21 protein-coding genes are annotated in these 23719 nt (G+C 37.6%); 12 read left to right on the top strand and 9 right to left on the bottom strand.

Going from position 1 to position 23719, the window contains the following annotated elements; genetic code table 11:
- Positions 1–33 precede the first annotated feature (33 nt).
- The 4 genes from yccS to I8T81_RS01925 all read right to left on the bottom strand — a co-directional run bounded on the left by yccS (position 34) and on the right by I8T81_RS01925 (position 4958).
- On the bottom strand, positions 34–2184 hold the full coding sequence (gene yccS / locus I8T81_RS01910) for a YccS family putative transporter (RefSeq protein WP_198072009.1): 2151 nt from the start codon (positions 2182–2184) through the stop codon (positions 34–36).
- Positions 2185–2378: 194 nt separating this feature from the next.
- Positions 2379–2954 (bottom strand): superoxide dismutase family protein, encoded by a 576-nt coding sequence (sodC, locus tag I8T81_RS01915; protein ID WP_198072010.1) that lies wholly within the window; start codon positions 2952–2954, stop codon positions 2379–2381.
- 116 nt (positions 2955–3070) lie between these two features.
- Positions 3071–4189 (bottom strand): AI-2E family transporter, encoded by a 1119-nt coding sequence (locus I8T81_RS01920; protein ID WP_039250553.1) that lies wholly within the window; start codon positions 4187–4189, stop codon positions 3071–3073.
- A 124-nt stretch (positions 4190–4313) separates the two neighbouring features.
- The gene (locus I8T81_RS01925) at positions 4314–4958 is read right to left on the bottom strand and encodes a ParA family protein (RefSeq protein WP_198072011.1); all 645 of its coding nucleotides are present in this window, start codon (positions 4956–4958) and stop codon (positions 4314–4316) included.
- A 160-nt stretch (positions 4959–5118) separates the two neighbouring features.
- On the opposite strand from I8T81_RS01925, the gene I8T81_RS01930 reads away from it, so the two are divergent.
- Together I8T81_RS01930 and I8T81_RS01935 are read left to right on the top strand one after the other, a co-directional pair.
- Entirely contained in the window at positions 5119–5586 is a 468-nt protein-coding gene (locus I8T81_RS01930; protein ID WP_198072012.1) for a Holliday junction resolvase-like protein, read from the top strand.
- Between the two features lie 139 nt (positions 5587–5725).
- Positions 5726–6298, top strand: coding sequence for a hypothetical protein (locus I8T81_RS01935; RefSeq protein WP_019457834.1), 573 nt, complete (start codon positions 5726–5728; stop codon positions 6296–6298).
- 48 nt (positions 6299–6346) lie between these two features.
- On the opposite strand, the gene I8T81_RS01940 is transcribed toward I8T81_RS01935, so the two are convergent.
- Positions 6347–6880, bottom strand: coding sequence for a hypothetical protein (locus I8T81_RS01940; protein WP_004705274.1), 534 nt, complete (start codon positions 6878–6880; stop codon positions 6347–6349).
- A gap of 15 nt (positions 6881–6895) precedes the next feature.
- Positions 6896–7690 (bottom strand): class I SAM-dependent methyltransferase, encoded by a 795-nt coding sequence (locus I8T81_RS01945; protein WP_198072013.1) that lies wholly within the window; start codon positions 7688–7690, stop codon positions 6896–6898.
- A 127-nt stretch (positions 7691–7817) separates the two neighbouring features.
- On the opposite strand from I8T81_RS01945, the gene I8T81_RS01950 reads away from it, so the two are divergent.
- From I8T81_RS01950 to astE, 8 genes are all read left to right on the top strand, one after another.
- Complete coding sequence (locus tag I8T81_RS01950; RefSeq protein WP_198072014.1) at positions 7818–9095, top strand: hypothetical protein; 1278 nt, start codon at positions 7818–7820, stop codon at positions 9093–9095.
- 413 nt (positions 9096–9508) lie between these two features.
- Positions 9509–10942 carry an amino acid permease gene (locus I8T81_RS01955; protein ID WP_151792878.1) on the top strand — a complete coding sequence of 478 codons (1434 nt, stop codon included), beginning with the start codon at positions 9509–9511 and terminating at the stop codon, positions 10940–10942.
- A 1021-nt stretch (positions 10943–11963) separates the two neighbouring features.
- Positions 11964–13238, top strand: a complete 1275-nt coding sequence (locus tag I8T81_RS01960; RefSeq protein WP_049063596.1) for a Glu/Leu/Phe/Val family dehydrogenase — start codon at positions 11964–11966, stop codon at positions 13236–13238.
- Positions 13239–13382: 144 nt separating this feature from the next.
- Positions 13383–14597 carry an aspartate aminotransferase family protein gene (locus tag I8T81_RS01965; RefSeq protein ID WP_191016427.1) on the top strand — a complete coding sequence of 405 codons (1215 nt, stop codon included), beginning with the start codon at positions 13383–13385 and terminating at the stop codon, positions 14595–14597.
- 18 nt (positions 14598–14615) lie between these two features.
- Positions 14616–15647, top strand: coding sequence for an arginine N-succinyltransferase (gene astA, locus I8T81_RS01970; RefSeq protein ID WP_004705286.1), 1032 nt, complete (start codon positions 14616–14618; stop codon positions 15645–15647).
- Complete coding sequence (astD, locus tag I8T81_RS01975) at positions 15647–17116, top strand: succinylglutamate-semialdehyde dehydrogenase (RefSeq protein WP_191028821.1); 1470 nt, start codon at positions 15647–15649, stop codon at positions 17114–17116. The genes astA and astD overlap by 1 nt, the downstream gene beginning before the upstream one ends.
- Positions 17117–17134: 18 nt before the next feature.
- A complete protein-coding gene (gene astB, locus I8T81_RS01980) occupies positions 17135–18478 on the top strand; it encodes an N-succinylarginine dihydrolase (protein WP_191028822.1) in 1344 nt (447 codons plus the stop codon).
- Positions 18479–18490: 12 nt separating this feature from the next.
- Entirely contained in the window at positions 18491–19465 is a 975-nt protein-coding gene (astE, locus tag I8T81_RS01985; protein WP_198072015.1) for a succinylglutamate desuccinylase, read from the top strand.
- Between the two features lie 62 nt (positions 19466–19527).
- Here the strand turns inward: astE and I8T81_RS01990 are convergent, their stop codons facing one another.
- The gene (locus tag I8T81_RS01990) at positions 19528–20262 is read right to left on the bottom strand and encodes a hypothetical protein (RefSeq protein WP_198072016.1); all 735 of its coding nucleotides are present in this window, start codon (positions 20260–20262) and stop codon (positions 19528–19530) included.
- A 581-nt stretch (positions 20263–20843) separates the two neighbouring features.
- Between I8T81_RS01990 and I8T81_RS01995 the strand changes: the two genes are divergently transcribed.
- Both I8T81_RS01995 and I8T81_RS02000 read left to right on the top strand, forming a co-directional pair.
- Positions 20844–21152 carry a hypothetical protein gene (locus I8T81_RS01995; protein WP_081400346.1) on the top strand — a complete coding sequence of 103 codons (309 nt, stop codon included), beginning with the start codon at positions 20844–20846 and terminating at the stop codon, positions 21150–21152.
- A 74-nt stretch (positions 21153–21226) separates the two neighbouring features.
- On the top strand, positions 21227–22582 hold the full coding sequence (locus I8T81_RS02000; RefSeq protein WP_198072017.1) for a S8 family peptidase: 1356 nt from the start codon (positions 21227–21229) through the stop codon (positions 22580–22582).
- Between the two features lie 98 nt (positions 22583–22680).
- Here I8T81_RS02000 and I8T81_RS02005 read toward each other — a convergent pair whose 3' ends face one another.
- A complete protein-coding gene (locus tag I8T81_RS02005) occupies positions 22681–23112 on the bottom strand; it encodes a hypothetical protein (protein WP_198072018.1) in 432 nt (143 codons plus the stop codon).
- Positions 23113–23210: 98 nt separating this feature from the next.
- A complete protein-coding gene (locus I8T81_RS02010) occupies positions 23211–23630 on the bottom strand; it encodes a hypothetical protein (RefSeq protein ID WP_198072019.1) in 420 nt (139 codons plus the stop codon).
- Positions 23631–23719: the final 89 nt, after the last annotated feature.

Raw genomic sequence — 23719 nt, forward strand, 5'->3', positions numbered from 1 at the left:
AATACCGGAATATATATTCCGGTATTTTTTATTTTATTTAATCTCTTGTTCTAAAAGTTTGCCTTTAAGGGTTAATAATTCAGGCAAGGTTTCTAATAGTAAACTCATTTGTTTTAAAACAAGAGTGTAGCTTTCTGAAAAGTGCTCATGAGTTGTTAGACTTTGAATTTGCTTCAAAGTTTGCTCAAGAAAATTAAAATCAACAGAAGTTTGTTCAAATAAACTTTGGTTAAGGATTTGCTGACAATCCAGTAAGAGCTGTAATACCTGTTGATCCTCAATTTTTTGTCTTTGGCTACCTAATGCTGCGACATAACTCAACTGGCTATGACTATAAACCAGATAGCGAAAGGCGTAATGAATCAGCTCTGGTTTGGGATTGGGCTCAGCACTTAAGCTCGAAATCATATTCGACAGCTCAATTTGTGCGTTATGTGCAGCACGGCGAATTCTGCGATATTCAATGTCCTGATTTTTACCATGCTGGTACTGCTCAACAATTACATTGAAATAATCCAATGTGGCTTGGCTACTTTTTTTAATATTGTTTGGAATATTACGGAAGTTCCAGTCTGGCCATATAAAATTAACAGCAAGCCAAGCAATAAAGCAGCCTAATAATGTGTCGATTAGACGAGGTAAAATAATACTGAAACCTGCGCCTTTTAAGTTGAAAATGAGCAATACCATTAAGGTTGCCATCAGTGTTGCCAAGGCGTATTTCTTCTGGCGTAAGTAGAAAAAGCTAACTCCACAAATAATGGTAAGAATGAGCTGACCTTCAATACTTGGTACAAAATACAAAATAGGGATACCCAACAAAACGCCAAGTAAGGTTCCAATTGTTCTGAGTTTTAAACGGCTTTTCGTTGCAAAGTAAGTAATCTGGCAAACAAATAAACTGGTGAGCAAAATCCAGTAACCGTGCTGGGCAAAAGGTAGCAGTGAAATGCCGTAACCTGCTGCAAACACAACGGCAATTCGTATTGCATGTCTAAACAGAGCCGATTGTGGAGTGAGTTGCTGGCGAATTTTTAAAACAAGGTCAGAAAAATCTTGAATATCATCATCAAGTAAATTGAGATGATCTTGCTTGTTTTGACTGAGCGTTTCATTAAACGGCTGAGCATATTGAAGTTGTTCAAACTGTTCATGCATGCCTTTTAAATTATTAAAAATCAGCTTTAAGTTTTTAACTTCAAAATTTTGTGGGTGCTGTTGTATCCAGTCTTTTAATGAACTTTCCAAATGGTTTAAAACAATTTGCCCTTCTTGAGAAGACTGATATTGCTGGTTATGCAAAATACATTGTGCTAAATCATGGCAAGCTTGAGCTTGTAAACGTAGATTTTTTTGAAAACGGAAAATAAGATCGCTACGGCTAAAATTTTGATGAATATGTTCATAGTGTAGATAGTTAGAGGTGGCCTGCTCATGTATATCGCGAGCAAAAAAGTACAGGTTTAACCAGTAAATACTTTTATTACTCACTCGTGATGCTTTAAGGCGAGTAAGCAGGGAGCTACGTATTTGGTTAAGACTTTGCGCGACTTGCGTATTTTGTAGTGATAATTCAAATAAAAGCTGTTCAACATTTTCTTTATTGTCTGGATCGAACAAGCGGGCTTTAGCTTGAAGTAAGGCAGAGATTTCTTCAAAAATTTGCGAAAGCTTATCTTGTAAAGGAAGTGTTGGTTTTAAGAGAAAAAATAAAATAGATGTTAGGCCGTACCACAGTGCGCCATAGACAAAATAAGTAGGCTGTTGGTACCAGTGAGCATATTCTCCTAAACCAAACATGCTGTAAATCGAGAGTAAAATCGTACCAAAAGAAATGGTGGCGTAACGCTGGCCTAAGGCTCCCAATAAGATGAAACCAGCACTTGAAATTGAAAGATATAAAATAAATAAAAGTTTATAAGGTGCTAAAAAACCAAGAATAGTGCTGACAGTAAAAAAGAGTAAGCACACATACAGCAGGTTACGTAAACGAAGACTTAAGCGATCATCAAAATCGGTGAGTGCAGCAGCAATTGCACCTAAAGTCACAGGAACAATAAGCTCATTATCGCCTAACCAGCGTAAGCCTAAGGTTGTGCCTGTAAGTACAATTAAAATTTGCAGACAGTAAATTAAAATTGAATTCGCTTTAAAACGATTAAATATTTGAGTCAAATAATTCACGGTTTTTTTCTAAATGATAGGGGGCGTGACTAGGGATATTTAAATTTTTTATTACTTGAAAAATATTATGCGCTTTATCTAAAAAAGTCAGTTAATTTTTTAAGATTTTATAATAATTAAGTGAACTAAACTGCTTAATAAAATAGCAAAATTGTGGATATCTTTTTAGATACCCACAATATGAAAATAATAAGTTATTGGATTACACCACAGGCAATTCGTGCTCCGCCACCACCTAAAGGTAGAGGAGAATCTGAATAGTTATCTCCGCCAGCATGGATCATGATGGCGCGGCCTTGAATGTCAGCAAGTTTTAAACGTGGTGCAATAACAGCGGTGGTAGCTACACCATTATTATCAACAACCAATGCTGGTAAGTCGCCCAAGTGTCCTGTAGTTGGCGTACCATGATGTGGCGCTTGATTTGGGTTATAGTGGCTACCCGCAGCTAAAGCGGCACCTGGTTTTCCATCTTTAACAGCAGGGTCGCACGATGCATTTTCATGAATATGGAAACCGCGAGTACCGCTTGGTAAATCTGCTAAAGCAGGGGTAATAATCAGGCCTTTATCACTCTCTTGAAAGCTAATTGTCCCGATTTTTTTACCAATCCCATTGGCTGTTACTTCATTCACATCGACTACTTTTTTGGTGTGCATTGTGGTTAATGCATGAGTCGTATCTGAAACAGTTTTGCTGACTGTGCTACAACCGACTGTTAATAAGGCTGTCAGTGCACATACTGCACTCATTTTATTTAATAATGGCATTATTGGATGTCCTTATAGATATAAAGCTGATTTTTTTATTCAAGCAAAGGCTCGTTAAGCCTACAAGTTAATTTAAATAGTCACTTTGTATCCTGAAACATTTTTAAATCATTGGCCTAATTTTGAGATGGTGGTAAATCATCATCCGAATCATAAATCATAGTGGTTTTTGGCATTGGTTCAGGATCAATGGTTTCATGGAGCCATTCGCGCCAAATCGCTAATAGAACGGCTAAAATAACTGGCCCAATAAATAAACCAACTAAACCAAAACTCGCAATACCACCTAATACACCAAACATAATGAGTAAAAACGGAATTTGGGTTGCACCAGAGATCACAAGAGGGCGAATCACATTGTCCGAACTACTTACAATAAGAACACCCCATAAAACTACGCCAATCGCTTCCATAGTTTGCCCTTGAGAGAACAACCATAGGCCAACGCCTAAATAGGAAACAGGAGTGCCAAAAGGAATGAGTGCTAATAAGAATGTTGCAATCGTGAGTACCATTGGATTTGGTACACCCGCTACGAAATAACTTAATCCAGCAAGTACAGCTTGAGCAATCGCAGTTAAACCCACACCGTAGACAACAGCACGAGTTGTTTCTGAAATTGTATCTAGATAATGATGAATACGTGGTCCGATCACCATTTCTAAGGCTTTACTTACTTGAGTTAAAATGGTGTGACCATCACGATAAAAGAAGAAAAGCGTTAAAATTGCGAAACCAAGTTTGACGATATTTTTACTAATTTCATTGAGTAATACGCGACCATAACTTAAATGGCTTTGAACCCAAGCTGCAATACTTTGAATTGTACTATTGGGGTCGGTATTTATATCGTTTAGTGTTCGGCTTATTTCTTTACCGACAAAAGGTAAGTTTTTAATGAAGTCAGGTACGCTTAAATGGCCCGAAAAAACTTGGCGTTGCAAGTCGAAATAAAGATTACGGCCTTCGTGCTGCAAAATAAAAATAGCGCATGTGAGTGGAACGCCAACAATTAAAATGACTAAGCTAATCATCAATGTGGCATTCAAATTATGGCGGTTTTCACCAAAAAAACGCTGGATTCTTAAATAAATAGGCCAAGTCATGTAGGCAATAATCGCAGCCCAAACTACAGGTACAATAAAGTACTTCAGGATGTTAAATCCTAAAAACATCAGGATAAAAAACAACCCAAACAATAAAACGCGCTGTAAAGTAGGAGCGTATTGATGCACGAACAAAAATTCTCTAATTTTTTAAATAGGATGAGGCCATATTAACTGAAAAATGACCTGAGGCAAATTTTAGGCAGAAATGCTAATGTACACATTCCTGCTCAACAAAAATAAAAAGTTCTTTTTAGAACCACTCAGATTTATCTTCAATCAGTTTATTTAAAAGTGGCTGCCACTGGCTTTGAATTGTAATAAAGTTTTTTTGTGGTTTATCAAACACACTCAAACCTTGCATTGCCAAGCTGCCATAAGCACTACGCTCTGCGATCCAAGCGACTGGTTCATGTTCGATTTTTTCAAAAAATTGCTGAATGTCTTTTGAACTGGCGCTATTCGGTTTAACTCGATTTGCAAGCAGTAAAATTTGTACCTTACCTTTGCGTATACGCTTAATATCTTGCAAATGCTTGAGAAAACGACGTGTACTATCGATATCAAAAAACGAAGGCTGAAGTGGTGTAATAATGGCATGAGCTTCGCTAACCAATTGTTCAGCGTGATCTCCTGAAAGAGCGCCTGGTGCATCAATAATTAAATAATCTAAATTTTTAGGCGCGTCGCCAATCGATTTTTCATGACGCCAATCTAGGCTTTGAATCGCAGCTACATTTTCTGGACGTTGCTTCAACCATTGTAAAGAAGATTTTTGGTTATCAGAATCTGCTAATGCTACTTTATATCCTTTTTGTGCCAAAGCTGTTGCCAACGTAATGGCTGTCATGGTTTTTCCGCATCCGCCCTTTTGATTTGCAATAAGTATCGTTTTCATAAATCCAATTATTTTCAGCAGCACATGTGTTTATGTTTTATACCTTAGCATCTTTTTATGCGAAGTAGATGACCACCTTTGACAAAAGTTTAAGCTACTCCGTAATTTTAGATATGATTGCTCATCTAACGCGATGATATGTATTTGTTAAGGAAAATTTATGTCCGTATGGCTAGCCATGCTTATAGGTGCTGGTATTGGTATTATTATTACTACATTCATTTTATCAAATACCCGTAATGGTCGAATTAAGGCCGAATACGAGCAATATATTGCGGAGTTAGAGCTTGAGCATCAACAGGCATTAGCACAAGCACAAAAGAGAAGTGTGAATACAAGCCGCGCCGTATTAAAAGGTAAAATGGCAGAACAATTCGCGCCGATTTTACCTGAGTTTCGATACTTACCAAGTGATGCCAAGTTCTTGGGTGATCCAGTTGATTACGTTATTTTTGATGGCTATACCGATTTTCGAGATGGGGACGGGACTGCCGAGGATATCCAGATTATTTTACTTGATATAAAAAGTGGGGGAGCGCGTTTAACCAAAGGGCAGCAGGCAATTGCTCAAGCAATAAAAGAAGGAAAGGTTCGTTTTGAAACGTTACGAATTGATTTTGAAGATTAACAACCTATTTAATTAGGCACAAAAATAGACGAAATTGATCTGTATTGTTACTAAATTCCGATATTTTTTTCATCGCTTAGCGCTACCATAAATTAGAGATCTACTGTATTTGATCTAGCAATATTTGAGGTATAAAGCGATGAAAAAACAACATGTAATGATAGGCTTATTGGCCTCTTTATGTATTAGCTCAGCTTTTGCTTCGACGGCCTCTACTTCTGGTGAATATAACATTGCAAATGGTCTGTTACCGATTGAAAAAGATCAGTCAATTTCTGTGTTACAACCATTTCAAGGCAACTTTAGAATTTTAGGTTCAAAAATTTATAAAAATGATGAACAAGCTAAGTTTTCACCGATTGATTATGCGGTAAGCTGGGGACTGTTTGCTCAACCAGATATTGCTCGTACTATTTCAGTTAAACAGTATGACCGCTATTTGAACTGGAAAATGAGTAAGCTTCCAGTACCTGCTGAGCAAGCGATGCAAATGGTGTCTAATATGCACATCATTCCTGCGAGCCCTGAGATTGCTCAACAAATTAAACAAGTTAAACGCGGTGACTTGGTTTATCTCAAAGGTGAATTGGTCGAAATTAAAGACAAAAATTTAGTTTGGCGATCATCTTTAACCTCAACTGATACAGGTGATGGTGCGTGTGAGTTATTCCGTGTTCAAGCAATTCACTGGGTTGAAAAACAAAATATATAAATTAAAAAGCCTTCTTAATCAGAAGGCTTTTTATTGCACGCTATAAAATTAATGCTGCTGCGAAGCTTTCCAGTATTTCAACTGGTTCTGTGCTTGTAAGTAGTCAGCCAGTTGATTGACCTGTTCATCTTTATTGGCTTGTTTATCATTGATATGTTTTTCTTGGTTTTCCCAATACTGATAAAGCAAGCCTTGAATATAACGACCTTGTTCAGTTTTTAAGTCGAGATCTTTTAACATAGTTAATGCTGAACGAACATTATCAAGTGTACGTTTCTGTTCAAACTCTGTGGTGAGTGTACCTGCTGCATGCATTTTTTCTAGCTCAGTTTCCATTTCATCGCTCATTTCAGTAAAGCGACGGTCATAGTCCTCTAATAATGCAATGTCATGCGCATCGTCAGCAGTGGCCGCGAATTTTTTAACAGGTCTTTCATTGAGCTTTTCCATCACCTGATCAGTAGATGAATTTGTCTGATGTTGTTCGGTCTTTGCTGGCTCATCTGCTTTTTTACAAGCAGTCAATAATAGGCTAGAGCTGAGCAAAGACATTAAGATGATATGAGGCGTTTTTTTAAACATAGCTTTCAACCGAACCTATTCTCTATGATTTGACGACGTACTTTTCTGAAAGTGATATGCATATGTGACATATGGAAAATCAATCTGATCTTGTGGGCCTAGCCCTGTAAAATCATAAACAATTTTTTCAAACTGAGCTTTGAGCTGTAATTGATCTTTTTCGGTCATTGCTGCAATAAAACTTGTAGAGAGTAATCTTTTACTCACCACTTGTTCGACAGTACCATGCTGTGATTGCGAAAAAGTTTCTAAGCTTTCAAAACTAAATAAATTTTGATTTTCAAAAACCTTTTTCCAGTTTTCACTATGGTAACGCGGTGTATCACCTTCAAGGGGTAGCAAAAAATCTGCTAAGGCTTTTACCCAGTTCGTACGTTCATCACGCTGGTTCCATACGAGTCCCAAATGTCCTTGCGGTTTTAATATTCGATGGATTTCAGTCAGTGTTTCCATGTTGTCAAACCAATGGAAAGATTGAGCGCAAATGACCGCATCAATTTGTTGATCGTTTAGCGGAATAGCATGGCTAAATGCCTGTAAAGTTTTAATATCAGTATAGGCTTGCTGAAGCTGTTGTAACATCTCGCCAATTGGCTCTACTGCAAGAATATCTGCATGGGTTTGTTTTAAGTAGGGTAAGAATTTGCCAGTGCCTGAGCCAAGATCAATAACAGTAGAATTTTCATGTATTTGGAGGCATTCTTGCAGCCAACTGACTATTTCTGCTGGATAATTCGGTCTAACTTGCTGATAAAGCTCCGCAGCGGAGCTGAAGCCTTTTTGAGCGGCAGGATGTAAGGATTGTGTCATATTTTGCGCTTTTTAATCTGACTGGCATCTATAAAATAAGATACTCCGCAATCATAAATTGGCAAAACACCTATTTTGTTTCATTTTTGACGATATATGTGGGAGTAAATTTTCTTTCGGTGTGAGCATGGATAAGCAAATTATTTTTGAAGACGAACACATTAGAGCCATTTTTTTACAAGGCGATTCTAATACATTAGTTCTCTCTTTTGGCGATTTGATTACCCGAGCGAGTGGCTTATCTATCAATGCTGAAAAGTCTCTAATAAAGTACCAATACAATGTTATTGGGATTATGCCAAAACAAAAATCATGGTTCCCAAAAGCCAGTATGGTTGAAATGGCTAAAGCCATTTTGCCTATTATTCAGCGTTTTAAAAATATTGTAGGTTATGGCGGCTCAATGGGTGGCTATGCAGCAATCAAATATTCGAATCTTTTAAACATGAATCGAATCGTTGCTTTTGTACCTCAATATTCAATTGACCCTGAACAAGTTGAAGACCGACGTTATGCTGAATTCTTTGATGCTGTCGCAAATAAAGACATGCAAATTCAGCAGCAAGATATAGATGCAAGTCGTGAATATATTATTGTTTATGACCCTTACTTTGCCGTCGATCGTGAACATTACTTAAAAATAAAAGAAATGTTGCCAAGTTTACATACGGTTCATTTGCCTTTTACAGGACATGAAGCTTTATCTGTATTGGCTAGTTCAAGTCTTTTACATGATTTTATTGAACATGAATTTGATGAAACATATTTCTATCAACACGTTCGTAAAATTAAAAAACAAAGTAAATTCTATTACCGTAATGTACTTGCCAATGTGTTGACTTATCATGACAGTATGTTATTGAAAATTTTACGTCAAAATGATTTTCAATTAGATGAGCGTTATTTAGATAACCCGCTCAAGCAAGCGATTACACGTAGTCTTGTAAAAACAAAGCAGGCGACTGAGCAAGATTTCCAAAAACTTGGAATTAAAATTCAGTACAGCCAGCAAGTTGTAAGCTCTAACAAAGGCTTGCAGACTCACTCTGGTACAGTCTTAGTATTCAATTTAATTAATTTAAAACTTGAAAGCTATGCTGTAGATGTGTTGTTCGCAAATACATCGTATCTGATTCCGATTGTGGCAGAGCAGACCGGAGTTGCACACATTGAATTAAATAATGAAATTTATTTGTTAGGTATGAATGACCGAAAAATTATTAAATTATTTAAACAAGGTGATGCATTAAGCTCGGATATGAGTCCATTTGTCATTAAACAATATTCTGATTTTTTTGCATTGAGCTATAAGCAATTCAATTTAGATTGTGATGAACAAGGTGTTTGTGACTACATTGAAGGTTCAGTTCAACCATCGCAACAATTTGTACTGACCCGTTTTTAATTTAATTTACTGATTAAATAAAGCCCAAATCATCAAATTTGGGCTTTATTTTTTGCTCAAAAAATATTTTTTTATTAATTTATTTGTATGTAAAATTAAAAATCATTATTTAAATAAATAGTGAGACTAATTTTTAAATAAAGATAGAACTAAAAATAGTCATGATAAATTAAGTGAAAAATTATTATATTTAAAAATTAATGGTTTTTGTTAACACATAAATTAAATAAATAGTATGGGGTTAATTAAAATACAATCTTTGCTTTGATATTTATTAATGTATTGTTTTTTATGTCTATTTTATTTTTAATGATAATGGTTGCTTAAAATAGCTTCACTATTCAAAGATAATTGCATATTTATTTTTTTCTCCTAAAATGATTTTTTACTAAATTGTCGTTACAGTTTTTTATATGCAATCATTAAATTATCGGAATAATGATGCATCGCAACATGGAAGTTCTGCACCTTTGAAACGAGCAATGAGTACTCGACATTTGGTGATGATCTCCCTTGGCGGTGCCATAGGTACAGGTCTTTTTTTAGGGTCTGGCGACGTAATTTCTCAAGCAGGCCCAATTGGCGCAATTATCTCTTATTTCTTGGGCGGTTTGATTGCCTACACCGTTATGCTCTGTCTTGGTGAGCTAGCGGTTCATGTGCCTGAGTCGGGCTCTTTCGGTGAATACGCACGACGCTATATTGGTCCGGGCACAGGTTATATGATCACCTGGTTATATTGGCTAACTTGGACTGCTACTTTAGGAACTGAATTCACTGCCGCAGCTTTGTTGGTTAAGGAATGGTTCCCAAGCACTTCGGTTTGGGCGTGGACTTTATTTTTTGGTGGTCTCGTCTTTTTTCTTAATATTAGTTCTACACGCCTATTTGCTGAATCTGAGTTCTGGCTTGCTCTCATTAAAGTTATAACAATTATTGTTTTTATTGCCTTAGGTTTATTGGCGATTTTTGGTTTTATTCCTTATCACGGGCATGAAACAGCGCCATTGTTTAGTAATTTGACTGCTCAAGGTTGGTTTCCGCACGGGTTATTTCCAATTTTCACAACCATGCTGATAGTAAACTTTGCTTTCTCTGGAACTGAGCTTATTGGTGTGGCTGCAGGTGAAGCAGAAGAGCCAGCGAAGACTGTTCCTAAAGCAATTAATGCAGCAATTTGGCGTTTGCTTATATTTTTTGTAGGAACAATTGTTGTTATTTGCTCTTTGCTACCATTCCATCTTGCAGGTCTTAATGCAAATGATGTGAGCAGTAGTCCATTTGTGACGGTATTTAACTATATTGGTATTCCGTATGCAGAAGATATTATCCGTTTCGTAATTATTACGGCTCTACTTTCTGCAGCTAACTCTGGTTTGTTTGCTGCTTCACGTATGATGTGGTCGCTTTCAGCAAAAAATCAATTACCTAAAATTTTCGCTAAACTCACACCATCTGGAACACCTATTGTTGCCATTATTGTGACCATGTTTGGTGCTATTCCCGGATTACTTTCAGAACAGTTTGCGCCAGAAACAATTTTCAAAAATTTACTAGGTGTTGCTGCTTTTACAATGGTGGTGGTGTGGATCGCAATTTGTGTTTCACAATTTAACTTCCGTAGACAATGGTATAAAGCCGGCAAAACAGCAAAAGATTTACGTTTCGCTGCACCACTTTTCCCTCTTACTCCAATTGTAGGCGGGTTATTCTGTATTGTTACCTGTGTGAGTATGGTATTTGATCCATCAATGCAAGCTGGTTTCGTTTGTTGTTTAATTTTTATCGTCTTATGCTATCTCAGTTATTTTATCTTTTATCGTAAGAAAGAGATTGCTCAGAACTAAACTTGGTTTGGTTGAAAGGTCCCTCAAGGGACCTTTTTTTATGTCTAAAAATTGAGCTTGGTTCTGATGTTTTATATATTTTTTTTAAAAATGTTTTTTTTATTTTAATAAAAAAATCAAATAATGATTCATAAATTAACCATTTGTCGGAATGTTATTAATAGCTAATTATTATAAGTTTTTAAATAAGTATATGTTTAACATGGTTATTTAATATTGAAGAAACTTTTATATTTCATTTTTTGTTTTAAATTAAATCAAACTAAAAAAATATTATGAAATTTTCTGCAATTTTTGAGTGTTTTTTGAAATTTTTTGTTAATTAAGTTATTGTTATTAAATGGTAATTTTTTGATCATTTTTAATTTTAATATTTTTTTAATTTCCATAAAATAAAATGATCATGGTCAAAGGTGTTTTTTAGATTGGTTACTTTTTTATTATAAAAAAGACGAGAAATTGATTATTTTTTCTCTGCTTGTTTATTTTAAAATGTTCTAAATTACCTTGCTGTGTGCTATATTTACTTAAAGATTTTATGTCTATATGAAAGCATCAATTATCTGCTTGAGTACCGATATAAAGCTTGCAGTATTAATGAACAATTTTTATTTAAAAAGACTAATGGAGGGATCTATCGATTAGTCAAAAATAATTTTATGGACTTATGGTTTTTCGGTTTATGAACCCGAGTTCTTTTTAACTCCCAAACGGTTGTATCACCTCTTTTGTACTTATTTCCAATCGGCTTGTTTGAGTTGGTTGCGGTGGACTTTTGCTTTTATAAAGACGTTTTTATAAACAGCAGATGAGGCAAAAGAAAGATTGTAAAAGATATCGATATATAAAAGTAAATCGTACTTTTGATATCACAAGATGGAATTTAAAGGGTCTAAAGCTTTAAAAGGGCTGAAGATTTTATAAATAAATCAAAACATTGTTATTGCAAGGTTTTGGTTGCTGAATAATAAAGACTGCGGATTTATCACATCTGAGTCTGTATAGGTAGATAGGAAAAAAGATGTCAGATCTTTCATACGTAAACGAACATAGCGATGCATGGCAAACTTACTTGGCACAAATTGACCGTGTTGCTCCGTACTTAGACCACTTAGCTGAGTTTATCGATACATTAAAACGTCCAAAGCGTGCGCTTATTGTTGACGTGCCAATCGTAATGGATGACGGTTCTATTCAGCACTTTGAAGGCTACCGTGTACAACACAACTTGTCTCGTGGTCCTGGTAAAGGTGGTGTACGTTACCATCCAAACGTTGATTTAAATGAAGTGATGGCGTTATCTGCATGGATGACAATTAAAACTGCTGTTTTGAACTTGCCATTTGGCGGTGCAAAAGGTGGTATCCGTGTTGACCCACGTAAACTTTCAAATCGCGAATTAGAACGTTTAACTCGCCGTTATACGACTGAAATCGGTCACATTATCGGGCCTCAAAAAGATATCCCGGCTCCAGACGTTGGTACAAATGCCAATATTATGGGTTGGATGATGGATACTTACTCTACAAGCCAAGGTTATACAGTAACTGGTGTTGTAACTGGTAAGCCAGTTCACTTAGGTGGTTCTTTAGGTCGTGTTAAAGCGACTGGTCGCGGTGTATTCGTTACAGGTCGCGAAGTAGCTGCAAAAATCAATTTACCAATTGAAGGCGCGAAAATCGCTGTTCAAGGTTTTGGTAACGTAGGTAGTGAAGCTGCTTTCTTGTTTGTTGAATCAAAAGCAAAAATCACTCACGTTCAAGATCACACAGGCACAATTTTCAATGCTGACGGTATTGATCTTGTTGCATTACGTGAACACGTAAATGCAAACCAAGGTGGTATTGGTGGTTTCGCTGGCGCGCAAGCAATTGCTGATGAAGATTTCTGGACTGCAGATGTAGACATCATTATTCCTGCTGCTTTAGAAGGTCAAATCACAGTTGAACGTGCTGAAAAACTTAAAGCTAAGTTGATTTTAGAAGGCGCGAACGGCCCGACTTATCCTAAAGCTGAAGATATTTTAGTTGAGCGTGGCATTGTTGTGGTTCCTGACGTGGTATGTAACGCCGGCGGTGTAACTGTAAGTTACTTCGAATGGGTTCAAGACATGGCGAGCTACTTCTGGACCGAAGAAGAAATCAACGAGCGTTTAGACAAGTTGATGGTTCAAGCTATGCATGACGTTTGGAATACAGCAAACAGCAATGCTTGTACTTTACGTACAGCAGCTTACATCTTGGCATGTGAGCGTATCTTAAAAGCTCGTAAAGAACGCGGTATTTTCCCAGGCTAATCTGAGGAAATTACCTTTTAGAAAAAGTGGGCTGAGTAAATATAAAGGATGTTATAGAGTTATTTTCTCAGTCCCTTTTTCTAAATAAATTAAATAAAAGACAGTAAGACAGATTAAATAAATTAAATAGATACTGAGGTAAGCATGGAACAGCCAATTTCTGTAACTCGAAGCAACTTTAATGACTGGATGGTTCCAGTTTTTGCACCGGCAAATTTCATTCCGGTACGTGGTGAAGGTTCACGTATTTGGGATCAAGAAAATAAAGAATATATCGATTTTGCAGGCGGGATTGCAGTAAACGCATTAGGTCATGCGCATCCAGTGGCAGTAAATGCATTAACAGAACAAGCAACAAAACTTTGGCATGTCGGCAATGGTTATACCAATGAACCAGTTCTACGCCTTGCTAAACAACTCACCGAAAATACATTTGCAGATAAAGTATTCTTCTGTAACTCAGGTGCAGAAGCGAATGAAGCAGCTTTAAAGCTTGCTCGTAAAGTTGGACTCGATAGCGGTGTGGCAGGTAAAAGTGGCATTGTGGCATTTAATAATGCGTTCCATGGCCGTACTTTATTTACCGTTTCAGCAGGTGGTCAACCTAAATATTCACAAGATTTTGCACCACTTCCAAATGGTATCAACCATGTTGCCTTTAATGATTTAGAAGCTGCAAAAGCGGTGATTAATGAGCAAACATGTGCAGTCATTGTTGAGCCGATCCAAGGTGAAGGTGGCGTTATTCCTGCTGACATCGAATTTTTAAAAGGTTTACGTGCACTGTGTGATGAGTTTGGTGCCTTACTTATTTTTGATGAAGTACAAACTGGTGTAGGCCGTACAGGTTCACTTTATGCTTACATGAACTCAGGTGTTACTCCGGATATTCTTACCACTGCAAAAGCACTAGGTGGTGGTTTCCCAGTCGGTGCAATGTTAACAACTGATAAATTTGCTCCGCATTTTTCAGTGGGTACACATGGTACAACTTATGGTGGTAACCCATTAGCAAGTGCTGTTGCTGGCGCAGTATTTGAGTTTATTAATACGCCAGAAGTACTTGAAGGTGTAAAACACCGTCATCAATATTTCCTTGATGCATTAAATACTTTAAATGCTGAATATCAAGTTTTTGATGAAATTCGTGGTCAAGGATTATTGATTGGTTGCGTATTAAAAGCTGAATATGCTGGTAAAGCAAAAGACATTACGACTTGGGCAGGCGAAGAAGGATTACTCGCTTTAATTGCTGGACCAAACGTGGTTCGTTTTACTCCATCTCTCATTATTCCTGAACAGGATATTGATGAAGGGATTGCTCGTTTAAAAAGAGCTTTGGCAAAGTTGGCTAAATAAAAAAAAGGAAAGCTAGCCATGATGATTGTCCGTCATGCCGAGTTTCGAGACCTTGAAGATATTTATAAATTAGCAGGTAAGTCAGGTGTTGGCCTGACTTCCTTGCCACAAAATATGGATACGCTTTCGGCTCGAATTTCACGTACTCGCAATACTTTAAATGGTAATGTTCATAAGAGCGAACAAGGTTATTTGTTTGTTCTTGAAGATACAGAAGCTCAACGTGTTATTGGGGTGAGTGCAATTGAGGTTGCTGTAGGTTTAATCGAACCTTGGTACAACTTTCATGTGGGAACACAAGTACACGCTTCAAAAGCATTAAATGTCTACAAATCATTACCGACATTATTTTTAAGTAATGACAGAACGGGAAGCAGTGAACTCTGTACATTATTTTTAGATCCAGAACGTCGTGAGAATCAAAACGGTAAATTTTTATCAAAAATCCGTTTTATGTTTATTGCTGCTTTTAAGCAATATTTTGAGAAAAAACTCATTGCTGAAATGCGTGGTTTCTCTGATGAAAATGGATGTTCGCCTTTCTGGGATGCGATTGGGCACCATTTCTTCAATATGGATTTCTCCACAGCAGATTATTTAAGTGGAATTGGTCAAAAAGTTTTTATTGCGGAACTTATGCCACGTTTTCCAGTTTATGTAGATCTTTTGCCAAAAGACGCGCAAGAAGTAATTGGAAAAATGCATCCACATACTCTGCCTGCTTATCATGTGCTTGAGTCTGAAGGTTTACGTTATCAAGGATATGTCGATATTTTTGATGCAGGCCCAACGATTGAAGCCAATATTGATGAGTTGCGCGCAGTAAAAGAAAGCCAATTTTTAACTGTCAAAATTACAAATGACGCAACGGTAGGGAAAACACAATACCTTGTTGCCAATGATAATTATCACGACTATCGAGCCATGTTAATGAAGCTTGATCTCGTAGATAGCACTCTAAATTTAACCCATGAACAAGCTGAGAAACTCGGTGTACAAGAAGGCCACGCTGTTCGTGTGTTATCACTAAATCCTATGGAAGTATCCTGATGTCAAACTCTTTATTTATAAACGGTGTCTGGTTACAAGGCAGCGGTACAACATTTGTAAAAACAAATCCAGTTGATAACCAAACTGTATGGTCAGGTGGTGAAGCTACGGCTAGTGATGTTGAGAAAGCTTGCCAAGCTGCAAGTACAGCATTTCCTGCATGGGCACGTTTACCTCTTGCTGAGCGCGTTGCGATTGTAGAAAAGTTTGCAGCTCTACTTGAAGAAAATAAAAAACATTTAGCAGAAGTCATTAGCCAAGAAACCAGCAAACCTTTTTGGGAAACCTTAACTGAAGTTCAATCTATGATTGGCAAAGTTGCGATTTCGATTCGTGCTTATCACCAGCGGACTGGCGAAAGCTCAACTGAAATGGCAGATGGCGTGGCATCCCTACGTCACCGTCCACATGGTGTACTTGCAGTTTTTGGTCCATATAACTTCCCGGGCCATTTACCAAATGGACATATTGTTCCTGCATTGCTTGCGGGCAACACAGTTGTATTTAAACCAAGTGAATTAACACCATGGACTGCTGAAGAAACTGTAAAACTCTGGCAACAAGCTGGTTTGCCAAATGGCGTGATGAACTTGGTACAAGGTGGTCGTACTACTGGTGAAGCGCTGGCTGCTTCACATGAAATCGATGGCCTATTGTTTACCGGAAGTGCAAACACTGGTTATCACTTGCATAAGCAAATGGCAGGTGCGCCTGAGAAAATTCTTGCACTTGAAATGGGTGGCAATAATGCATTGATTATCGATGAAATTGTTGATGTCGATGCGGTAGTTAATCTGGCTATTCAATCTGCATTTGTTTCGGCAGGTCAGCGTTGTACATGTGCGCGCCGCATCTTGATAAAAAATGGTGCAGAAGGTGATGCATTTATTCAACGTTTCGTTGAAGTTGCTAAAAACCTGAAAGTGGGTCGCTGGAATGATGAACAACAACCATTTATGGGTGGTGTAATTTCATCAGTTGCTGCAACAAACATGATGAATGCTCAGCAAAAGTTACTTGAACTCGGTGCCAAAAGTTTATTAGCAATGACTCGTCCACAAGAAGACAGTTCGCTACTGACTCCAGGTATTGTTGATGTAACAGGTGTTGCGGGTATTCCAGATGAAGAATATTTTGGCCCGCTTACGACCATTCAACGTTATGACAGCTTTGATGAAGCATTGAAAATTGCTAATGCAACACGTTTCGGCTTGTCAGTTGGTTTGGTTTCTCCAAAACGTGAACTGTTTGATGACTTACTCATTGAAGCACGTGCCGGTATTGTGAACTGGAATAAGCCATTAACAGGTGCTTCAAGTGCCGCACCATTTGGTGGTGTTGGAGCTTCAGGCAACCACCGTGCAAGTGCATTTTATGCTGCTGACTACTGCGCTTGGCCAATGGCTTCACTTGAAAGTGAAAGCTTAAGTTTGCCAGAAAAATTATCTCCAGGGATTGTGTTGCCTTAAACACTAGGGAAAGAAAAAATGAAAGGATATGAAGTAAATTTCGATGGTTTAGTGGGACCAACACATCACTATGCGGGTTTGTCTTTTGGTAATGAAGCATCAACCAAAAACCGCAATAATACCTCGAACCCAAAATTAGCGGCGAAACAAGGCTTATTAAAAATGAAAGCCTTGGCTGATATGGGAATGAAACAAGGTGTACTTGCTCCGCATGAACGTCCACATGTTCCAATGTTACGCCGTTTAGGTTTTACAGGAGATGACATTAGTGTTGTGGCTCAAGCAATGCGTCATTCGCCTGAACTGTTATCATCTTTAAGCTCAGCTTCTCCAATGTGGACTGCAAATGCTGCGACAGTTTCACCTTCGGCTGATAGCCAAGATGAGCGCGTGCATTTTACTGCGGCTAACCTGAACAATAAATTTCACCGTTCAATTGAAGCTGAAACTACAAGCCAAGTTTTACAAGCGATCTTTAAAAATGAGCGTCATTTTGTACACCACGAAGCTTTACCACAAGTGGCTTTGTTCGGTGATGAAGGGGCAGCAAATCACAATCGTTTAGGTGGTGATTATGCTAAGCGTGGTATTCAGGTGTTTGTTTATGGTCAACAACATTTAAATAATGGCTTGCCGGGACCAAAACGTTATCCTGCTCGTCAAACACGCGAGGCAAGTGAAGCTATTGCACGTTTGCATCGTTTAGACGATACGCATACCGTTTTTGTTCAGCAAAATCCGGATGTAATTGATCAGGGTGTTTTCCATAACGATGTGATCGCAGTAAGTAACCAACAGGTTTTATTCCACCATCAACATGCTTTCTTAAATCAAGATCAAGCTTTTGCTGAAATTCGTCAAAAAATGGCAAGCATTGGTGAAGAATTTATTTCGATTGAAGTACCTGAAAACCGCGTTACTGTAGACGATGCTGTTGCTACTTATTTGTTTAATAGCCAGATTTTGACTCGTCCAGATGGCGGTATGACGATTGTTGTGCCAGAAGAGTCTCGTCAAAATGCTGCAGTGTGGGGCTATTTGAACGATATGATTCAAATGGGTACACCAATTGATGCGATTCAAGTATATGACTTACGTGAAAGTATGCGTAATGGTGGTGGGCCAGCATGCTTGCGTTTACGTGTGGCTTTGAACGAAACGGAATTAAATGCCGTAAATCCAAAAGTACTGATGAATGATCAGTTGTTTGGCACACTCAATCAATGGGTTGATAAACATTATCGTGATCGTTTAGCACAAGAAGATTTGGCTGATCCGCATTTGTTAATGGAAAGCCGCATGGCACTTGACGAACTGACCAAAATTTTAGGTTTGGGTTCGGTTTATCCTTTCCAAAAATAATGAGGAGGTGACATGCAAGATTTTCTAGCATTAACCTTACAAGGTGAGCAGCCTACAACTCGCGAAGGAAAACAAAATAATTTTTCTTGGCGCTGGTTGGGTGAAGGACTTCTTGAATGTACGCCAAACGTACAGTACGACAAAGCTGTCGTACTGTCAGCTGGAGTGCATGGTAATGAAACAGCACCAATTGAATTGTTATCTCAACTTTGCACGGATTTATTTACAGGGCGTTTAAACCTTGCTGTGAGGTTGCTGCTTGTATTGGGTAACCCTTATGCAATGCGTCAAGGCAAACGCTATGTGCATGACGATGTAAATCGAATGTTTTGTGGTGGATATAAAACTCTAGCCGTAACAGAAGAGTCTAAGCGAGCTGAGGTTTTAGAGCAGGCAGTTGCTACTTTTTTTAAAGAAAGTGCGAGTAATGCTAAGCGCTATCACTATGATTTGCACACCGCAATTCGTGCTTCTTTGTTACCCACTTTTGCTTTATTGCCTTATCAAACGCATGACTATGATGCTGATTTGACAGCGAGTCTTGAAGCTGCCGATTTAGATGCTCTGGTTTATCATCGTGCTGCGGGTAAAACATTTACACATTTTACCAGCGAGAGCTTTAAAGCTGCGAGTGCAACCTTAGAGTTAGGTAAAGCCTTGCCATTTGGACAAAATGACTTAAGTCAGTTTGCTGCAATTGATGAAGTCATTCGTGATGTGGTTTCTGAACAAGTTTTACCGACGCGACATAAATCGAAAATTCGAGTGTTTCAGGTGTCTGATTCTTTAATTAAAAAAGATGAAGATTTTCAAATGAACTTATCGGCTGAGGCTCCAAACTTTTCGACATTTACGAAAGGTGAAATCATTACCTTGCAACCTTCTGGGAATTATGTGGTTGAGCAAGATCAAGTCTGGATTTTATTTCCAAACCCAAATGTGAAAATTGGTTTGCGCGCTGGTTTGGTTTTAACTGAAACTCTTTAAATGTCTAATTTAAAGTAAATAAAAAAGGGCAATTGATTGCCCTTTTTTATTGCTAGCTTTAATTAGTTAGTACCGAAAAGACCTTTCATGAAAGATTTCTTTTCAGTTTTTTGGGTAGAGCCTTGAGCACCTGCATTTAAGTTTGCATTTGCACTAACTCCAACAGGGGCAACATTAACACCAACGTTTACACCTGTTTGAGCATTAATCGCGTGCGCTGATTGAGCTGCATTTAATTTTGCTTGAGCATCAGCTTTGATGTCAGCCACTATTTCTTTTTGCTCAGCTTGATTTTGAGCTACGCGAGCTTTAACTGCATCTACACGTGCTTGAGCATTAGCTTGTTTTTCAGCAGTAAACTCTTTTTGTTCAGCTTCATGTGCTGCTACTTTAGTTTTTACCGCATTTAAATGTGCTTTTGTATCAGCTTTCGCTTCAACGGTTAGATTTTTAGTACCGTTTGCAGCTTTAGTCGCTACATTTTTAGTACCTGTAGCAGCTTCGGTAGCAAAGTGTTTTGTACCATTTGCAGCTTTAGAAGAAAGTTCAGTCACTTTTCCAGTTGTTTTTTTAGTTGCTTTAACTGTAGTGTCAGCAGCAACATGACCAGCATGCTTTGCTGTGCTACCTACAGTATGTGCAGTACTTTTGACTGTGTTGGCTACGCCACTAACAAGACCACCCGGTTGTACATTTACTTGGGCAGAAGCGTCTGCATTAATGCCCCCACTTTGTGCAAAAATAGAAGCAGAGGCAAGAACACTTGCAGTCACGATAGCTGTTTTCATCATTTTCATTGCGATATCCTTCAAAGAATATACCTTTTTAGTGAGGTATTTCATAAACGCAATCGCATCATAGTCAAACCTTGCTTTGCTTAGGAATAGACTTCATCAAAACCTTACAACAGTATTACAGTCACTAAACAGATGAGGGAGAAATTGTGGAGAAAAGAAAATATTAATAATAAAGTGAAATAGATATCGATATTTGACTGTTTAAAAAGCTAATAAAAAATAACTTCTCTCATTTTTTAGAAATACAAATATTTAAACTTATTCAACACGACCATTTTTTTATATCTATAAAGAAGATTTTCTTTTCTTTTTTTAATCGAGATAACGGCATAGTTATTGCTTATTATGAGAATAAAGTGCTTTTTGGCACTTTTTTGAACCATATTCTGCCAGAAATATAAATGCACAGGGCAGAACAGTATTTTTGTTTATTCGGGAAAAAGAATTTTAGTGTTCCTCGGGCTTACATGTTTTATGAAATGAAATTTCACATGACATATATCCCAAGAAATAGCGCTTTATTTCGAATAATCAAAAATAAATAGAGATGTCTATAAACAAAAAAACAGAGATCTTAAATGATGAAAATTATTGCTTCCCTTGTCGTATTACTCGGCCTAGTCGCCGTTGTTCTCTATTTTAAGCCATCAAGCGGTGCATCAGATGTGATGAATTCTACTTTGCACAAGTCGAATTCATCGCAATCAGACACTTCATCTTTACATTCCCAACTTAAGGAGCCTGCTCAACCTAAAAATGTATCTTTAAATTCTACTCAACCTAAACCAGTATCCGCAGATACTGTTCCTTTATATGACACAAAAAGTGATCTTTCTATTCAACCGATTGATCCAGAAAAAGATCCTGCTAATGAAATTAAAACACTTTAAATAATCTAGTTTTCTTTATCCAAGAAATACTAGACGTTCAAATGTTCTTTACCAAAGAACTACGGAGAAAAATAATGCAAAGTAAAACGTTATTACTATTAGGTATATCTACAATATTAAGTACAACAGCTTTTGCTCTTCCTTTGGATTCTAAGGGAGCCAAACAGCAACTAAATCAGGCAGCAAAACAAAAAGTGTCTCAGGGTAAAATCGATTTAGATGCCTTGGTCACCAATGAGTCTAATGACCTTATCGTTGAATATAATATTCCTACGGAAAGCGTGGCTTCAGGTTTGGAACGACGAAGTTATATTGCTTCAAATAAAAAGAACTTACAGTCAAGGTTTAATCGTGGTGTAGGGGTGCAAGTACTTCGGGACTACAACAATTTGCCTTTAGCTTTTTATCGAGTTAGTAATAGAGAAGCCTTAGTTGATTTACTAAATGACCCAAACGTTAAAGCTGTATATCCAAACCGAATTAATCGGGCTACTACGATGGAAAGTTTGCCTTTAATTAATCAGCCTCAAGCTAATACCAAAGGCTTTAATGGTACTGGTTCTAGTGTGGCTGTATTGGATACTGGGGTAAATTATTTACATTCGGATTTCGGTTGTACGGCAGTTAATTCACCTTCAAGTACATGTCGTGTCGTTTATTCATTTGATAGCGCCCCAGATGATGGTGCACTGGATGATGATGGCCATGGGAGTAATGTCTCAGCGATTGTGTCTAAAGTGGCGAGTAAAACAAAAATTATAGGAATAGACGTTTTCCGAAAAGTTCGCGTGAATGGTCAATTGTTAAGCTCAGCCTATGATAGCGATATCATTGCAGGCATTAACTGGGCAGTAAATAATGCTAAAACCTACAATATTAAAGCGATAAATTTAAGCCTTGGTGTACCTGACGTTAAATACACATCACAATGCAGTAATAGTAGTTATGCAACAGCATTTGCAAATGCGCGAGCTGCTGGCGTGGTCCCTGTAGTGGCATCTGGTAATGATGCGTTCCCTGATGGAATTTCGTCACCTGCTTGTGTTGCTGGAGCGGTAAGAGTTGGCGCAGTATATGATAGTAATATTGGTGGTGTATCGTGGGGTAAACCTGTGAAATGTACTGACTCAACTACAGCAGCAGACAAAGTAGCATGTTTTAGTAACGGCGGTAGTCTTGTGACTTTACTAGCTCCAGGGGCAATGATTACAGCAGGTGGCTACACTATGGGCGGTACTTCCCAAGCTACACCACATGTTGCTGGCGCAATTGCACTATTAAGAGCAAATAGTGTGACACCAACTGAAACTATCGATCAGACCATTAATCGTTTAAGAACTACGGGTAAACCTATTACTGACCCAAGAACAGGTTTGGTTTTCCCTCGTATTGATTTACTGGCTGCAACCAATGGTTTAACCATTAATTAAATAGCATATTTATAATTTTTTATTAGGTCCAAGAAATTTGAATGGCTATGGCCCGTTGCAGAAAACTGCCTCTGCAACGGGTTTTTTATGGAAAATCTTTAATCACATTTTGCTAAATTGGCTTTACTAAAATTGCTTTGAAGCTTTTTAAAATTATTTTGAATTGCTGGATCTTGAATATTAAAAGTGGTCGAGCTTTTTGTTGTCGAGTTGGTGGCTTGACTTAGTATGCCAGATGAGTCGGGATATTGTTCGGTAAATGATTGAGCTGAAATCAGACCTTTATTATTAAAAATCCAGTGCTCAGTGACTTGGCCTCCACCTAAGTAACCCGTAAATTCGATCATACAAGCTTGCTTATCATGTTTAATGAGCTTGGCTACATTACCTGTGGTGGTTGGATAAGCCTCAATATTGGTGTCTTGTTCTAAAATCTTTGATTGAGAATAAGAAGAAACAGATTTAGTAGTTGCACATGCAGATAGTGCGATACAGCATAGTGTTGAAAAGAGAAGTTTTTGACTATTCATAAGGCAGATTCCTAGCTCTTTGTAATGGGGAGTATTTCTTTTTAAACGTATATATTTCTATGAGCGCGAAGTAATCGCGCTATTCGTCCGACTCAATTTTAATTAGTCGTCGTACTAGACTTACTTAACTCACCTTGTTCGATCGGAATGTTTTCACCATTTCGGCTACTGGTGATATTTTGTTTAGCTTGTTCTATTTTCTCTTCAGTATATGCTTTTGCAGTATCTGCTTTTTGCTGGGCAACTTCTGATTTCTCAGCTGTAAATTCTTTAGTACTTTGCCATTTTTCACTAATTTTATTTGACGTATTTTCAGAAGCACCTTGAATAGAGTTCCCTAGGTTTTGTATGCCTTTTCCCGTTTTATATAACAACACACGACCTAAACTTGGATTATCACCATAAGGTTGAGCTTTAGACGTTGTCTCATTTGTAGGTTGAGGCTGTGTTGTTTCAGCAAAAAGCGTCGATGAAGCCAATATAGAGCTTGCAATACATAAAACTTTTAAGGTTTTCATTTGGTTCAAACTCCCCAATGACTGTCAAAATATCAAGTTCTGATCTTACTGTTAAAAATAAACCTTGTGCAGCAATGAGATAAAACCCA

The organism is Acinetobacter seifertii (assembly GCF_016064815.1).
Taxonomy (GTDB): Bacteria; Pseudomonadota; Gammaproteobacteria; order Pseudomonadales; family Moraxellaceae; genus Acinetobacter; species Acinetobacter seifertii.

Bases quoted from the DNA above. Each gene is read 5' to 3' on its own strand.
- I8T81_RS01965 (WP_191016427.1), top strand. From the start codon at position 13,383: ATGGAACAGCCAATTTCTGTAACTCGAAGCAACTTTAATGACTGGATG.
- I8T81_RS02010 (WP_198072019.1), bottom strand. From the start codon at position 23,630: ATGAAAACCTTAAAAGTTTTATGTATTGCAAGCTCTATATTGGCTTCA.
- I8T81_RS02000 (WP_198072017.1), top strand. From the start codon at position 21,227: ATGCAAAGTAAAACGTTATTACTATTAGGTATATCTACAATATTAAGT.
- I8T81_RS01935 (WP_019457834.1), top strand. From the start codon at position 5,726: ATGAAAAAACAACATGTAATGATAGGCTTATTGGCCTCTTTATGTATT.
- I8T81_RS01925 (WP_198072011.1), bottom strand. From the start codon at position 4,958: ATGAAAACGATACTTATTGCAAATCAAAAGGGCGGATGCGGAAAAACC.
- sodC (WP_198072010.1), bottom strand. From the start codon at position 2,954: ATGCCATTATTAAATAAAATGAGTGCAGTATGTGCACTGACAGCCTTA.
- astA (WP_004705286.1), top strand. From the start codon at position 14,616: ATGATGATTGTCCGTCATGCCGAGTTTCGAGACCTTGAAGATATTTAT.
- I8T81_RS01940 (WP_004705274.1), bottom strand. From the start codon at position 6,880: ATGTTTAAAAAAACGCCTCATATCATCTTAATGTCTTTGCTCAGCTCT.
- I8T81_RS01995 (WP_081400346.1), top strand. From the start codon at position 20,844: ATGAAAATTATTGCTTCCCTTGTCGTATTACTCGGCCTAGTCGCCGTT.
- I8T81_RS01945 (WP_198072013.1), bottom strand. From the start codon at position 7,690: ATGACACAATCCTTACATCCTGCCGCTCAAAAAGGCTTCAGCTCCGCT.
- I8T81_RS01930 (WP_198072012.1), top strand. From the start codon at position 5,119: ATGTCCGTATGGCTAGCCATGCTTATAGGTGCTGGTATTGGTATTATT.
- I8T81_RS01950 (WP_198072014.1), top strand. From the start codon at position 7,818: ATGGATAAGCAAATTATTTTTGAAGACGAACACATTAGAGCCATTTTT.
- astB (WP_191028822.1), top strand. From the start codon at position 17,135: ATGAAAGGATATGAAGTAAATTTCGATGGTTTAGTGGGACCAACACAT.
- astD (WP_191028821.1), top strand. From the start codon at position 15,647: ATGTCAAACTCTTTATTTATAAACGGTGTCTGGTTACAAGGCAGCGGT.
- I8T81_RS02005 (WP_198072018.1), bottom strand. From the start codon at position 23,112: ATGAATAGTCAAAAACTTCTCTTTTCAACACTATGCTGTATCGCACTA.
- I8T81_RS01955 (WP_151792878.1), top strand. From the start codon at position 9,509: ATGCAATCATTAAATTATCGGAATAATGATGCATCGCAACATGGAAGT.
- astE (WP_198072015.1), top strand. From the start codon at position 18,491: ATGCAAGATTTTCTAGCATTAACCTTACAAGGTGAGCAGCCTACAACT.
- I8T81_RS01990 (WP_198072016.1), bottom strand. From the start codon at position 20,262: ATGAAAATGATGAAAACAGCTATCGTGACTGCAAGTGTTCTTGCCTCT.
- I8T81_RS01960 (WP_049063596.1), top strand. From the start codon at position 11,964: ATGTCAGATCTTTCATACGTAAACGAACATAGCGATGCATGGCAAACT.